Source organism: Streptomyces sp. BBFR51 (assembly GCF_044591655.1).
Classification (GTDB): domain Bacteria; phylum Actinomycetota; class Actinomycetes; order Streptomycetales; family Streptomycetaceae; genus Streptomyces.
In genome coordinates this window covers 2,170,986-2,185,471 of sequence record NZ_CP172448.1, presented here as the reverse complement: position 1 = coordinate 2,185,471, position 14,486 = coordinate 2,170,986, and the positions used below count along the sequence as shown (strand labels likewise).

Here is a 14,486-nt window from a genome sequence, read left to right as displayed (position 1 = left end):
CGCCGGGCCCCACGGGATCATCCGTGGGGCCCGGCGTCGTTCGCGCGGCGCACGTCCTCAGACGCCTGCCGGATCCGGCTCCACGAACTGCATGTCGAGCTGGATCTTCACGACCTCTCCGAGCAGCCCCGGCGCGAAGTCCAGGCCGAACTCGCTGCGCCGGATCTCACCCGTCGCCTCGAACCCCGCGTGCCGGTTCCCGCCCGTCGGCACGTCCACCAGCCCGCCGAACTCCACGGCCAGCGCCACCGGACGGGTCACCTCGCCGATCGTCAGCTCGCCCTCGATGGTCCAGTCCTCGCCCTCGCCCGAGACCCCGGTCGAGCGGAAGGTCATCGTCGGCCGCTTCCCGACATCGAGCAGGTCGGAGGCGCGCACGTGCGCGTCCCTGTCGGTGTTCCCGGTGTCGATGGAGGCCAGGTCGATCGTCGCGGACACCCGGACGTCCTCGGCCCTCCGACCGACGTGAAGCTCGGACTCGAACCCCGTGAATCGGCCCCGGACCTTGGCGATGCCGAGGTGGCGGATGGTGAAGTTCACCGAGGAGTGGAACGGGTCCAGGACCCACTCACCGGGAGCGATGGGCAGAGCTGCGGCAGAGGTGTCGATGTCGTTCGTCATGCCGTCCACCCTGCGGGCCGCGCGCCCCGCAAGGGAGACCGGCCCGAGCGTGGTAGTGGCAGGGCCACCCTTTCTCCCGCGCGCGTTGGTACGTTCCAGAGGTGAGCGACAACGAGTTGGGCACGTTCCTGCGGACCTGGCGCGAGTCCGTCACCCCGGCCGAGGTGGGGCTGCCGGCCGGCCTGCGCCGCCGCACCCCCGGCCTGCGCCGCGCCGAACTGGCCACGCTCGCCGGAGTCAGCGTCGAGTACCTCACCCGGCTGGAACAGGGGCGCGACCGCAACCCGTCCGTCCAGGTGCTCGGCGCCCTCGCCGACGCGCTGAACCTGTCCCTGCGGGAGCGGACGCTGCTGCGCCGCCTGACCAAGGAGGCCGACGGCGGCGACCCGCTGCTCTGCGCCGCGGCCCCACCGCTCGGCAGGGCCGCGCGCCCCACCGTGCGGGCCGTACTGGACCGGCTGGAGCCGACTCCCGCCGTGGTGCTCAACTGGATCGGCGACGTCCTCGCGCACACCGGCGGCTATGCCCGGCTGACCGGCCCGATCGGACTGCTGGACGACGAGCGGCCCAACCTGCTCCGGTACCTGTTCACCGACAAGCGTGCCCGCGTCGCCTACCCCGACTGGGACCGCGTGGCCGACGACCTGGTCGCCCAGCTCCGGCACGAGGCGCCGCTGCGGGACCGGTACGTGAACGACCTGGCCGACGAGCTGACGGTGACGGCGGGGGCGGCCTTCACCGACCGGTTCTCCGACCTGGGCGTGGCGGCCCGGCGCGTCGGCACGCAGCACCTCGAGCACCCGGAGGCCGGACCGCTGCGGCTGCTGCACGAGACGCTGGCGCTGCCCGAGGAGGGCCAGCGGATCGTCGTACACCTGCCCGCCGACGACGCCACGGCCGTCGCCCTGGACCGCATGAACGGCCGCCGCCCGGGAGCCCTGCGGGCCGTCCGCCCGGCGGTCTGAGGGGCGGGACCGGAGCCGCCGCCGACCGAGCCCGTCAGACGGCGACCTCGTGGGCGTACGGCGGTTCCGCGCCCGCGCGGGAACAGGTGACCGCCGCCGCGCGGGCGGCGAAGCCCAGCAGCTCGGCCCAGCCGTGCGGACCCAGGGCGGCGAGACCCTGTTCGTCGAGTGCATCGCGCACCGCGAGACCGTGCAGCAGCGCCGCGTTCACCGTGTCGCCCGCGCCGATCGTGTCCACCACCTCCACCCGTTCGCCCGGCACCGTGTACTCGCCTCCGTCGCGGGTGAACGCCGTCAGACCGGCACCGCCCCGGGTGACCACGACCGCGGCCGGGCCCGCCGCGAGCCACTCCGGGGGTGTGCCGCCGAGCCACTCGGCGTCCTCGGCGGACAGCTTCAGCAGCGACACGGACGGCAGCCAGCTCTTGAACCGGGCCCGGTAGGCGTCCGGGTCCGCGATCAGCCCGGCCCGGATGTTCGGATCCAGCGCCGTGAACACACCCCGGGCGGCCGACTCGCGCAGCAGCTCCTCGTACGCGCTCACGCCCGGCTCCAGCACCAGCGAGCAGGTCCCGAAGGAGATCGCCCGGGTGCCGGGCGGCAGCACGTCGGGCACCGTGAACAGCCGGTCGGCCGTCCCGTCCACGTAGAAGGAGTACGCGGCCGAGCCGTCCGCGTCGAGCGAGGCCACGGCGAGGGTCGTAGGCTCGGCCCCGCGCTGCACCGGCGAGACGTCCACCCCGGTCTCCCGCAGCCGGTCGAGCAGCGCCTCGCCGAAGGCGTCGTACGACACCCGCGAGCAGAACGCGGTGGGCGAGCCGAGGCGGCCCAGCGCGACGGCCGTGTTGTACGGACCGCCGCCGAGCGCCGGCCGCAGCGCGGCGAGGGCGCCCGTGCCCTGCGGTACCAGGTCGATCAGTGCCTCACCGGCGACGACGATCACGGAAGGGTCCTTTCGTGAGCCTTGGCATGGGCTTGCTCGGACTGCTGGGTTTGCTGGGTCTGCTTGCTCCGTCCGGACCGCTCGTCGCAGCCGCAGGAGGTGCGGTGGACGAAGGCGCAGGGCAGCCGCACGGTCCGCGCGGGGCGGTCCGGCGCGGCGAGGCGTTCCAGCAGCAGCCGGACGGCCTGCGCACCCAGGTCCCTGCTGGGCTGGGCGACGGCGGTGAGCCGGGGGGAGAAGAGGTCCGCCCAGGCGAAGTCGTCGAAGCAGCACAGCGCGAGGTCACCGGGCACGGACAGGCCCCGGTCCCGCAGGGCGCGCAGGGCGCCGATGGTCATGGCGTTGTTGGCGGTGACCAGCGCGGTGGGCGGCACCGCCAGGGACAGCAGGTCGGCCGCGGCCCGTTCGCCGCCGGCCGCCTCGGAGTCGCCGTGGACCAGCAGCCGTTCGTCGAAGGGCAGCCCGGCGGCGGCCAGGCCGTGCCGGTACCCGGTGATCCGCTCGCGCGTGGTGCTGAGCCCCGGCCGGCCCGCGACCAGGCCGATCCGGCGGTGGCCGAGGCCGGCGAGGTGGCCGACCAGCCGGGTCGTCGGCTCGGCGCTCTCGGCGCAGACCTGGTCGAAGCGCGGCGCACCGTCGCTCTCCGGCGGGTCGACGATCCGGTCGAGGAACACGGCCGGCACACGGTGGCGTCCGAGGTAGGCCAGGAGGTGGCGCGGGTCGGCGGAGGGCGCCACGATCATGCCGTCCACGCGCCGCTCGTGCAGCAGCTGGACGACCTTGCGCTCGTGCCCGGGGTCGTCGTGCGGGTCGGCGATGAGCAGGCTGTAACCGTGCTCCAAGGCACTGGCCTCGACGCCTTGGAGGATCTCCGTGAAGTACGGATTGCTGATCGCCGACACCGCGAGCCCGATGGAGCGGGTGCGCGAGGTCACCAGGGAGCGGGCGAGGGTGTTCGGGGTGTAGCCCAGCTCCTCGACGGCGTCCAGTACCGCCTGGCGGGTGTGCGGCAGCACCGGGCGGGTGTCGTTGAGCACGTGCGAGACGGTCGCCACGGAGACCCCGGCGCTCCGCGCCACGTCGACCATGGTCGGCATCGGCATGCCCCCTTCTCTGCGTACTGGCGGGGACCGTATCCCATTCGGCGACAGACGTAAACGTTTGCGCAAGCGTTTACGTCGACGGCCCGCCCCCGTGCCGTTCCATCCCGCCCCCGAGCTGCGACCAGACCCACGACCCACCCCGCCGGCCGGCCGGAAGCTCCGGATATCGTCGCCCTGCATCCGCACGTCCCTCCCGACCAGTGGAGATTCCATGCCCGGCCGTCCCGCCCCGAGTCGCCGTACCGTCCTGCGCTCGGCGGCTCTCACGCCCGCCGCCGGACTCGGCCTGGCCGCCTGCTCCCCGGGCGACGACGGTGCCGCGCCGGCCAGGCCGACCGCGCCCGTGGACCTCGGCGCGGACGGAGAGATCGCCAAGGGCGCCACCAAGCTCCACCCGGACGGGAACGTGGTGGTCAGCCGGGCCGAGGACGGCTCCCTGAAGGCGTTCAGCACGGTCTGCACACACGCGGGGTGCCCCATCAAGAAGCTGGAGGGGACCAAGCTCGTCTGCCCCTGCCACGGCAGCGAGTTCGACGCCCGCACCGGTGAGGTGCTGCACGCCCCGGCGACCGCGCCGCTCATCGAACTGCCGGTCGGGGTCAAGCAGGGCCGGATCGTCGCGAGCCCCGGGACCTGACCGGCACGACCGGTGTCCTACTCCCAGTCCCAGCCGATCCCCAGCATCCCCGACCGTACCCGCGGCTCCACGAGGTGCACCGAGTGGTGCTGTCCGCTGAGAGCCAGCTCCTGCCGGCCACCGCGCGGTGCCGCCGGCGAGTGCTGGGTGAACCGGTGGCAGCGCACCGGCAGGGCCGCGGCGTCGAAGCGCACCTGGAGCGCGTACTGCCCGCCCGCCGTACCGAACCCGCGGACGTACTCGCGCGAGACCCCGGCCGTACCGTCCTCGACGCCGTAACGGAAGAGATGGGTGTCGCCCGCCCGCAGCCGCGCGTCGAAGAGCAGCTCGGTCACCAGCACACCGGTGTCCTGATGGGTGCGGACCCGTCCCGTGCGGCAGTTCTCCAGCGCGTGCACGGTCATCCGCTCGGGAGCGCATCCGGGATCGCCGTAGTGGACGGCGACGAAGCGGTCGACGCCGTCGCGGTGCGCGCGGACGATGTGGTGCGACTCGCGGCCCGCCAGCTCGCGGCGCGGTCCGATCCGGATCCGTTCGTGGTGCCCGAGGGTGTGCACCCCGCCGTCCGGCGAGGGGTGCCCCAGTTCGGCCAGCAGTTGGTCCAGGACGCCCGAGGCCGCCAGGTGGGCGCGGTAGGAGCGGGCGGCCGGCCGCCGGTCCGAGGTCTCCTCGTCGGCCTCGGCGAGCAGGCGTATCAGCGACTCCTCGGGCAGCTGGAGTATCTCCTCCAGGGCCCGTACGGCCCGCAGGGACTCCGGGCGCTGCGGGCGGCGGGCGCCCTGCTGCCAGTAGCTCAGACTCGTGACGCCCACCTTCACCCCGTGGCGCGACAGATGGTGCTGCACGCGCTGGAGCGGCAGTCCGCGAGCGGCGATCGCGGCGCGCAGAGCGACGTGGAAGGGGCCACCGCGCAGGGCCGAGTCGAGTTGCGCGGTGGCGACGTCCGCGAGCTGTGTGGCGTGCGGCATGCAGGGGCCTTTCTGCGAAGTTCACGGCGGCTGGTCAGACCGCCGACACGGATCGGCCGGGGCCGCCCCCCGGTCGCGGCGCAGAGGTCTTCACATCCGTACGCCGCGCTTCAGGGCCCCGAGTCCCCCCGCATTGAAGCGTGTTGACCTAGTCCCGACAACACCTGGCGCCCGACCGTCACGCGCTCCTGGCCGAGAACGCACGGGCCCGCCGCCCAAGGGGCCACCCGGCGTGACCGACCGGTCCCGCTCCGTCTTCTCCGGGCTTCCCGGCCGGCTGTCCACAGGGGGTGCGGTCCGTCGTCCACAGCCCCGTCGAAGTGTCGGTCCTCGCCAGTAGGGTGTGAGTCATGGCCGACCCCTCCAGCTACCGCCCCAGGCCGGGAGAGATCCCGGACTCCCCGGGGGTGTACAGGTTCCGTGACGAGCACCGCAGGGTGATCTACGTCGGAAAGGCGAAGAGCCTGCGCCAGCGCCTGGCGAACTACTTCCAGGACCTGGCGAACCTCCACCCCCGCACCCGCACCATGGTCACCACCGCGGCGTCCGTGGAATGGACGGTGGTGTCCACGGAGGTCGAGGCGCTGCAGCTGGAGTACTCCTGGATCAAGGAGTACGACCCCCGGTTCAACGTCAAGTACCGCGACGACAAGAGCTACCCGTACCTCGCGGTGACGATGAACGAGGAGTTCCCGCGCGTACAGGTGATGCGCGGCCACAAGAAGAAGGGCGTGCGCTACTTCGGGCCGTACGGGCACGCCTGGGCGATCCGCGACACGGTCGACCTCCTGCTGCGCGTCTTCCCGGTGCGCACCTGCTCCGCCGGCGTCTTCAAGAACGCCGCCCGCACCGGCCGGCCCTGTCTGCTCGGCTACATCGGCAAGTGTTCCGCCCCCTGCGTGGAGCGGGTCTCCGCCGAGGAGCACCGGGAGCTGGCCGAGGAGTTCTGCGACTTCATGGCCGGCCGCACGGGCACCTACCTGCGCCGCCTGGAGGGGCGGATGGCCGAGGCGGCCGAGGAGATGGAGTACGAGCGGGCGGCTCGCCTGCGCGACGACATCGGAGCCCTCAAGAAGGCGATGGAGAAGAGCGCGGTCGTGCTCGCCGACGCCACCGACGCCGACCTGATCGCGGTCGCCGAGGACGAGCTGGAGGCCGCCGTCCAGATCTTCCACGTACGCGGCGGACGCGTGCGCGGCCAGCGCGGCTGGGTCACCGACAAGGTGGAGGAGATCACCACCGGCGCCCTCGTCGAGCACGCCCTCCAGCAGCTGTACGGCGAGGAGACCGGGGACGCCGTCCCCAAGGAGGTCCTGGTCCCCGCCCTGCCCGACCCGGTGGAGCCCGTCCAGCAGTGGCTGACCGACCGCCGAGGGTCGGGCGTGTCGCTGCGCATCCCGCAGCGCGGCGACAAGAAGGCGCTGATGGAGACCGTTCAGCGCAACGCCCAGCAGGCCCTCGTGCTGCACAAGACCAAGCGCGCCTCCGACCTGACGACGCGCTCGCGCGCGCTGGAGGAGATCGCCGAAGCCCTCGATCTCGACAGCGCCCCGCTCCGGATCGAGTGCTACGACATCTCGCACCTCCAGGGCGACGACGTCGTGGCCTCCATGGTCGTCTTCGAGGACGGGCTGGCCCGGAAGAGCGAATACCGCCGGTTCCAGATCAAGGGCTTCAGGGGACAGGACGACGTCCGTTCCATGCACGAGGTCATCACCCGCCGCTTCCGCCGCTATCTCGCCGAGAAGGAGAGGACCGGCGAGTGGGTGGACGGCGACGAACGGGCCGGCGACGACCGGCGCACGGACGCGGCCTCCGCCACGGGCGCCGCACCCGCCGTGGCCGGCGTACCGGCCACGGAGGGCCGAACCAGCGCGGACACAACAGCCGCCACGAACGGCACACCCGCCACGAACGGCGAAGCCGCGCCCGATGGCCGACCCGCCACGAACGGCGAGGCCGCCACGAACGGCGAAGCCGCGCCCGACGGCCGACCCGTCACGGACGGCCGGTCCGCGCCCCACGGCCAAGGCGCGCCCCGCGGCCAAGGCGCGCCCCGCGGCCAAGGCGTGTCCCACCCCCAAGGCGTGTCCCACCCTCAAGGCGGGCACCACACCCAAGGCGCCCCCGACGGTCCGGCCGCAGTCGGCCGCGTGGGCGGCGCGTCCGGGCGAGCCGGTTCGGACGACGGCGCCGACCTCACGGACGGCCCGGCGCTCAAGGACGACGACGGCCGGCCGAAGCGGTTCGCCTACCCGCCCCAGCTCGTCGTCGTCGACGGCGGGCAGCCGCAGGTCGCGGCCGCCCAGCGGGCGCTGGACGAGCTGGGCATCGACGACATCGCCGTCTGTGGTCTCGCCAAGCGCCTGGAGGAGGTCTGGCTGCCCCGCGAGGACGACCCGGTCGTCCTGCCCCGCACCAGCGAGGGCCTGTACCTGCTGCAACGGGTCCGCGACGAGGCCCACCGGTTCGCGATCACGTACCAGCGTGCCAAGCGCGCCAAACGCTTCCGCTCCAGTCCGCTGGACGACGTGCCAGGCCTGGGGGAGACCCGCAAGCAGGCCCTGATCAAGCACTTCGGTTCGGTGAAGAAGCTGCGGTCGGCGACGATCGACCAGATCTGCGAGGTGCCCGGCATAGGCCGCAAGACGGCCGAGACCGTGGCCGTGGCCCTGGCCGGGGCCACCCCGGCCGCTCCCGCCGTGAACACGGCGACCGGAGAGATCATGGATGACGAGGACGGGGCACCCGAGACGAGGGCGGATGCCCCGGGGGAGCCCGTGTCCGCGGGCACCCCGGACGAACGACGGGGGCAGGAGAGATGACCGAGCACGAGGCACAGGCCACAGCGGGGCGAGAACAGGCACGGCCCACCACGGGGCCGGAACCGGCCCACGGCGCGACCGGCGAGGACACGGGCCAGCAGACGGCCGGCTCCGAGCCGCGCCAGGACAACGGAGCACAGGTGAGTACGGGCAAGGAAACAGCCGGGGCGCACGAGGCGGCCATCCCCGAGCTGGTGATCATCTCCGGCATGTCCGGGGCCGGCCGCTCGACGGCCGCCAAGTGTCTGGAGGACCTGGGCTGGTTCGTCGTCGACAACCTCCCGCCGGCGCTGATCCCCACCATGGTGGAGCTCGGCGCCCGCTCCCAGGGCAACGTCGCCCGCATCGCGGTCGTCGTCGACGTCCGCGGCCGGCGCTTCTTCGACAATCTGCGCGAGTCCCTCGCGGACCTCGACGCCCGCGGCGTCACCCGGCGGATCGTCTTCCTGGAGTCCTCCGACGACGCGTTGGTGCGCCGCTTCGAGTCGGTGCGCCGCCCGCATCCCCTCCAGGGCGACGGCCGCATCGTCGACGGCATCGCCGCAGAGCGGGAACTCCTGCGCGAGCTGCGCGGCGACGCCGACCTGGTGATCGACACCTCCAGCCTCAACGTGCACGAGCTGCGCGCCAAGATGGACGCGCAGTTCGCGGGCGAGGAGGAGCCCGAGCTGCGGGCCACGGTGATGTCCTTCGGCTTCAAGTACGGCCTCCCGGTCGACGCCGACCTCGTCGTCGACATGCGCTTCCTGCCCAACCCGCACTGGGTCCCGGAGCTGCGCCCCTTCACCGGCCTCAACGAGGAGGTGTCGAGCTACGTCCTCAACCAGCCCGGCGCCAAGGAGTTCCTCGACCGCTATGCCGAGCTGCTCCAGCTGATCGCCGCGGGCTACCGTCGGGAGGGCAAGCGCTATGTGACCGTCGCCGTCGGCTGCACCGGCGGCAAGCACCGGTCCGTGGCCATGTCGGAGAAGCTCGCCGCCCGGCTCGCCGCCGAGGGCGTGGAGACGGTGGTCGTCCACCGGGACATGGGACGGGAATGACAGGGGAATGACAGGACGTACTCCGCGGCTGAGCAGGCTGCGCCGGGTGGTGCCCGAGGGACGCGGCGGCAGACCCGCCGACACCCGCGCCGCTAGGCCCGAACAGACGCGCGGTGGCAAGCCGCGCCGCCGGGGCGCCCAGCCCAAGGTCGTCGCCCTCGGCGGCGGGATGGGTCTGTCCGCCTCGCTCGCCGCACTGCGCCGGATCACCGGCGACCTCACCGCCGTCGTCACCGTGGCCGACGACGGCGGCTCCAGCGGGCGCCTGCGCGACGAGCTGGGCGTCCTGCCGCCCGGCGACCTGCGCAAGGCGCTGGCCGCGCTGTGCGGCGACGACGACTGGGGCCAGACCTGGGCCCGCGTCATCCAGCACCGCTTCCAGTCCCAGGGCGACCTGCACGAACACGCGGTTGGCAATCTGCTGATCGTCGCCCTGTGGGAGCAGCTCGGCGACCATGTGCAGGCGCTGGACCTGGTGGGCAAGCTGCTCGGCGCGCACGGGCGCGTGCTGCCCATGTCCGCCGTCCCGCTGGAGCTCCAGGCCCTGGTCAAGGGTCACGACCCGGACCGGCCCGACGAGGTGGAGACCGTACGGGGACAGGCGACCGTGGCGCTCACGCCCGGCGAGGTGCAGTCCGTGCACCTGGTGCCGAACGACCCGCCCGCCGTCGTCGACGCGGTCGACGCCGTCCTGGACGCCGACTGGGTGGTGCTGGGCCCCGGCTCGTGGTTCTCCTCCGTCATCCCGCACCTGCTCGTGCCGGATCTGCTGGACGCGCTGGTCGAGACGAAGGCCCGCCGGGTGCTCTCGCTGAACCTCGCACCGCAGCCCGGAGAAACCGAGGGCTTCTCTCCGCAGCGTCATTTGGAGGTTTTGGGACGACACGCCCCTAAACTCGCCCTGGACGTGGTGCTGGCCGACGAGGCCGCCGTGCCCGACCGTGACTCGCTCACCGACGCCGCGAAACGGTTCGGCGCCGCGGTCGAGCTGGCTCCGGTCGCCCGGACCGACGGGACCCCGAGGCACGACCCGGAGCTGCTGGCCGCCGCGTACGACCGTATTTTTCGGATGCATGGAAGGATCGGCCCATGGCGATGACGGCAGCGGTGAAGGATGAGATCTCCCGGCTCCCCGTCACCCGGACCTGCTGCAGAAAGGCGGAGGTCTCCGCAGTTCTGCGGTTCGCCGGCGGCCTTCACCTGGTGAGCGGGCGCATCGTGATCGAGGCGGAGCTGGACACCGCACGGGCGGCGCGCCGGCTCAAGCAGGACATCCTGGAGATCTTCGGGCACAGCTCGGAGCTGATCGTGATGGCGCCGGGCGGGCTGCGCCGCGGTTCGCGTTACGTCGTTCGGGTGGTTGCGGGCGGTGACCAGCTGGCCAGGCAGACCGGCCTGGTGGACGGCCGCGGCCGCCCGATCCGGGGCCTGCCGCCGCAGGTGGTCTCGGGGGCCACCTGCGACGCCGAGGCCGCCTGGCGCGGGGCCTTCCTCGCGCACGGCTCGCTCACCGAGCCCGGCCGCTCCTCCTCCCTGGAGGTGACCTGCCCGGGCCCCGAGGCCGCGCTCGCCCTGGTCGGCGCCGCCCGCCGGCTCTCCATCCCCGCCAAGGCCCGCGAGGTGCGCGGCGTGGACCGGGTCGTGGTCCGCGACGGCGACGCGATCGGCGCCCTGCTCACCCGGCTCGGCGCCCACGACTCGGTGCTGGCCTGGGAGGAGCGCAGGCTGCGGCGCGAGGTCCGCGCCACCGCCAACCGTCTCGCCAACTTCGACGACGCCAACCTGCGCCGCTCGGCCCGCGCGGCCGTCGCCGCCGGTGCCCGGGTCCAGAGGGCCCTGGAGATCCTCGCCGACGACGTGCCCGAGCACCTCGCCGCCGCGGGCCGGCTCCGCATGGAGCACAAGCAGGCCTCCCTGGAGGAGCTGGGCGCCCTCGCCGACCCGCCGCTGACCAAGGACGCCGTCGCCGGACGCATCCGCCGCCTGCTGGCCATGGCGGACAAGCGGGCCTCGGACCTCGGTATCGCCGGCACGGACGCCAACCTCGGCGAGGAGGAAATGGCCGACCACCTCGTCGGCTGAGCGAGTCCGGGCCGCGGCCGGCCGGCGGGCCGAGCCGTGGACGGGCCGTCAACAGGCCGGTGCCGTCGCCCACTTGGGTGACCGGCACCGGCTTTCGCGTGTCCTTGCCGCACCCTTGACTCGATCATGAGCTGTCATGAGCCTGGCATCTGTTCGCCGCTGTGGCGAACCCAGGTCTGTTGGACAGGCCTCAGCTAGGGGGGTTCATGAGACGAAGAGCGAGATCGATCCTCGCCGTCGGCGCGCTCCTGATCGGCGGAGCGAGTTTCGCACCCATCGCCCAGGCACAACCCGCGGACCCGGGGGCCCCGGGCGCGGACGAAGTGAAGGTCTTCCGCGCAGACGTCACCCAGGAGCAGGTACCCCTGCTGCTGGCCGCCGGGCAGGACGGCCACGAACTCGGCGAGCAGGTACCCGACCGGGGTACGGCCACCGTCGAGATCTACCTCACCGGGCAACAGGCCGGCAAGCTGGAGAAACAGGGCGTCGACCTCACCGAGCACACCCTGTCCACCAAGGTCGAGAAGCGCGTCGAGAGCGCCGCCGACGGCGTCTTCCGCCCGTACAGCGGCAGCGGCGGTCTGCGTGAGGAGATCCTGCGGACCGCCCAGGAGAATCCGGGCCTCACCAAGGTCGTCTCCATCGGGAAGACCGTGAACGGCCAGGACATCCTGGCGCTCAAGCTCACCAAGCACGCGAAGAAGTCGAAGGACGGCTCCAAGCCGTCCGTCCTCTACATGTCCAACCAGCACGCGCGCGAATGGATCACCCCGGAGATGACCCGGCGGCTGATGCACCACTACCTGGACAACTACAAGAAGGACCGGCGGATCAGGAAGATCGTCGACTCCACCGAGCTGTGGTTCGTCCTGTCGGCCAACCCCGACGGCTACGACTACACGTTCGAGAGCACCGACAACCGTCTCTGGCGCAAGAACCTGCGCGACGTCAACGGCGACGGGACCATCAGCACCGGCGACGGCGTCGACCTCAACCGCAACTTCGCCTACAAGTGGGGCTACGACGACGAGGGCTCGTCCCCCAACCCCACCAGCGAGACCTACCGCGGCGCGAGCCCCGGCTCCGAACCCGAGACCAAGGCGCTGGACGCCTTCCAGAAGCGGATCGGCTTCACCTACGGCATCAACTACCACTCCGCCGCCGAACTCCTCCTCTACGGCGTCGGCTGGCAGGTGGCCACCAACACCCCGGACGACGTCCTCTACAAGGCACTCGCCGGCACCCCCGACAACTCCGCGATCCCCGGCTACCACCCGCAGGTGTCCTCGGAGCTCTACACCACCAACGGCGAGGCCGACGGACACGCGGCCAACGTCAACAACATGGCGATGTTCACCCCGGAGATGTCGACCTGCCAGACGGCCTCCGACGTGGACCCCGACGACGAGTGGAACGCCCGCGACTGCCAGTCCGGCTTCAACTTCCCCGACGACGAGAAGCTGATCCAGCAGGAGTTCGCCAAGAACGTCCCGTTCGCGCTCTCCGTCGCCGAGACCGCCGCCCACCCTGACCAACCGTCCTCCTCGGTCGGCCTGGACGCCGCCGACTTCACCCCGGCTCCCTTCACCACCTCCTACGCGCGCGGCGCCGACCAGGAGGTCTCCGTCGTCGTACGCAAGGCCGTGCGCGACAAGGAGCTGAAGTACCGCGTCAACGGCGGGCGCACCCACGACGTGGCGCTGCGGCCCTGGCGGGGCGGCGAGACGTACGGCGGTGAGGACAACCTCTACTTCGACGAATACCGGGCCAAGGTCGGGGACGGCGGCCCCGGCGACCGCGTCGAGGTCTGGTTCACCGGCGAGACACCGCGGGGAAGCCACGACCGGCACGGCAAGCACGGCAAGCGCACCGAGAGCGCGCACTTCACGTACACGATCGCCGAGCGGCCCCGCGCGGACGTCCTCGTCGTGGCCGAGGAGGGCGCGAAGGCCACGCAGACCCAGACGTACGTGGACGCCCTCAAGGCCACCGGCCACCGCGCCGCCGTCTGGGACGTCGCCACACAGGGCGCCCCCGACGCGCTCGGCGTCCTCGGGCACTTCGGCACCGTCGTCCACCACACGGGCGCCGCGGTACCCGGCAACGCCACCCAGCTCCAGCTGCGCGCCTTCCTCAACGAGGGCGGCAAGCTGATCGAGGCCGGCGAGCAGGCCGGCGGCGACGTCGACCTCGGCGGCGGCACCCTCTCCGACGACTTCAGCCAGTACTACCTGGGCGCCTACACCCGCACCTCGACCTCCGGCGCCACCGGGTTCACCGGCTCCGGCAAGCTCGGCAAGGCCGACGGCACCCTCGGCGACGCCCCCGGCAACCCGCTGGACGCCGCCGGCGCCTACAGCGTGACCTCCGACGAGCTGGACCCCGGTACCTACCCGCAGTTCGCGAGCGCGGGCGCCGGGAAGTTCGCCGGGACGGTCAACCCGTACGGGCCCTACGCGGGGGAGTGGATGGCCGCCGCCGTCCACACCGACGACGCCTACAAGCGCCTCACCCGCACCGTCGACCTCACCGGAGTCACCGCCGCCGACCGTCCCACGCTCCGCACCCAGCTGCTGTGGGACACCGAGCGCGGCTACGACCACGCCCTGGTCGAGGCGCACACCACCGGTGCCGACGACTGGACCACGCTCCCCGAGGCGAACGGCGCCACCGGCACGGCCGTGCCCGCGGAGTGCGCGGCCGGCTTCTACATGGCCGGGCACCCCTGGCTGGAGCACTACCTCACCCTCTCCGACGTCGGCTGCACCGCGACCGGCACGACCGGGCAGTGGAACAGCCTCACCGGCTCCTCCGGGGGCTGGAAGCAGGTCGAGTTCGACCTGAGCGCCTACGCGGGGAAGTCCGTCGAGCTGTCGATCGCCTACGTCACCGACCCCGGCAGCGGCGGCCGCGGCGTCCTCGCCGACGAGGCATCCCTGGTCGTCGGGGGCACGGCGACGCAGACCGAGGGCTTCGAGACCTCGCTGGGCGCCTGGCAGGTCTCCGGGCCGCCCGCCGGCAGCCCCGCCGTCCTGAAGGACTGGACCCGCACCGGGACCCTGTTCCAGACCTACGGCGCGGTCACCACGGACGACACCGTGCTGCTGGGCTTCGGTCTGGAGCACCTCACCGAGCCGGCCGCCCGCGCGGCACTGCTCCGCCGGGCACTGCGTGCCCTGGACGAGTGAATCCCGGCCCGCGGGGGACTGACCCGGTGTAGCCAAATCGGGTGATCGGTCCCCGGGGCCCAGGGCGGTCCGTACCCCTACTGGCGGGTACGGACCGGCCTGCCGGGTATGGGC

Annotated in this window: 11 protein-coding genes; 7 read left to right on the top strand and 4 right to left on the bottom strand. The window is 72.7% G+C overall.

Annotated elements, in window-relative coordinates; genetic code table 11:
* Positions 1–57: 57 nt before the first annotated feature.
* Positions 58–621, bottom strand: a complete 564-nt coding sequence (locus ACGH7X_RS09925; protein ID WP_399883777.1) for a YceI family protein — start codon at positions 619–621, stop codon at positions 58–60.
* A 101-nt stretch (positions 622–722) separates the two neighbouring features.
* On the opposite strand from ACGH7X_RS09925, the gene ACGH7X_RS09920 reads away from it, so the two are divergent.
* Complete coding sequence (locus ACGH7X_RS09920) at positions 723–1,586, top strand: helix-turn-helix domain-containing protein (protein WP_399883775.1); 864 nt, start codon at positions 723–725, stop codon at positions 1,584–1,586.
* A gap of 34 nt (positions 1,587–1,620) precedes the next feature.
* Here ACGH7X_RS09920 and ACGH7X_RS09915 read toward each other — a convergent pair whose 3' ends face one another.
* Together ACGH7X_RS09915 and ACGH7X_RS09910 are read right to left on the bottom strand one after the other, a co-directional pair.
* Positions 1,621–2,529 carry a carbohydrate kinase gene (locus ACGH7X_RS09915; RefSeq protein WP_399883773.1) on the bottom strand — a complete coding sequence of 303 codons (909 nt, stop codon included), beginning with the start codon at positions 2,527–2,529 and terminating at the stop codon, positions 1,621–1,623.
* Positions 2,526–3,626 carry a LacI family DNA-binding transcriptional regulator gene (locus tag ACGH7X_RS09910; protein WP_399896894.1) on the bottom strand — a complete coding sequence of 367 codons (1,101 nt, stop codon included), beginning with the start codon at positions 3,624–3,626 and terminating at the stop codon, positions 2,526–2,528. Before ACGH7X_RS09910 ends, ACGH7X_RS09915 begins: the two co-directional genes overlap by 4 nt.
* A 217-nt stretch (positions 3,627–3,843) precedes the next feature.
* Here ACGH7X_RS09910 and ACGH7X_RS09905 point away from each other — a divergent pair, with 217 nt between their 5' ends.
* A complete protein-coding gene (locus ACGH7X_RS09905) occupies positions 3,844–4,269 on the top strand; it encodes a Rieske 2Fe-2S domain-containing protein (protein WP_399883771.1) in 426 nt (141 codons plus the stop codon).
* A gap of 17 nt (positions 4,270–4,286) precedes the next feature.
* Here ACGH7X_RS09905 and ACGH7X_RS09900 read toward each other — a convergent pair whose 3' ends face one another.
* Positions 4,287–5,237, bottom strand: a complete 951-nt coding sequence (locus ACGH7X_RS09900; protein WP_399883769.1) for a hypothetical protein — start codon at positions 5,235–5,237, stop codon at positions 4,287–4,289.
* A gap of 350 nt (positions 5,238–5,587) precedes the next feature.
* Between ACGH7X_RS09900 and uvrC the strand changes: the two genes are divergently transcribed.
* The 5 genes from uvrC (at position 5,588) to ACGH7X_RS09875 (ending at position 14,372) form a co-directional block, all read left to right on the top strand.
* Positions 5,588–8,062 (top strand): excinuclease ABC subunit UvrC, encoded by a 2,475-nt coding sequence (uvrC, locus tag ACGH7X_RS09895; RefSeq protein ID WP_399883767.1) that lies wholly within the window; start codon positions 5,588–5,590, stop codon positions 8,060–8,062.
* A complete protein-coding gene (gene rapZ, locus ACGH7X_RS09890; RefSeq protein ID WP_399883765.1) occupies positions 8,059–9,102 on the top strand; it encodes an RNase adapter RapZ in 1,044 nt (347 codons plus the stop codon). Before uvrC ends, rapZ begins: the two co-directional genes overlap by 4 nt.
* A 7-nt stretch (positions 9,103–9,109) precedes the next feature.
* Complete coding sequence (gene yvcK, locus ACGH7X_RS09885) at positions 9,110–10,201, top strand: uridine diphosphate-N-acetylglucosamine-binding protein YvcK (protein ID WP_399883764.1); 1,092 nt, start codon at positions 9,110–9,112, stop codon at positions 10,199–10,201.
* Positions 10,192–11,184, top strand: a complete 993-nt coding sequence (gene whiA / locus ACGH7X_RS09880) for a DNA-binding protein WhiA (RefSeq protein ID WP_399883763.1) — start codon at positions 10,192–10,194, stop codon at positions 11,182–11,184. Before yvcK ends, whiA begins: the two co-directional genes overlap by 10 nt.
* A gap of 206 nt (positions 11,185–11,390) precedes the next feature.
* Positions 11,391–14,372, top strand: coding sequence for a M14 family zinc carboxypeptidase (locus ACGH7X_RS09875; protein WP_399883761.1), 2,982 nt, complete (start codon positions 11,391–11,393; stop codon positions 14,370–14,372).
* Positions 14,373–14,486: the final 114 nt, after the last annotated feature.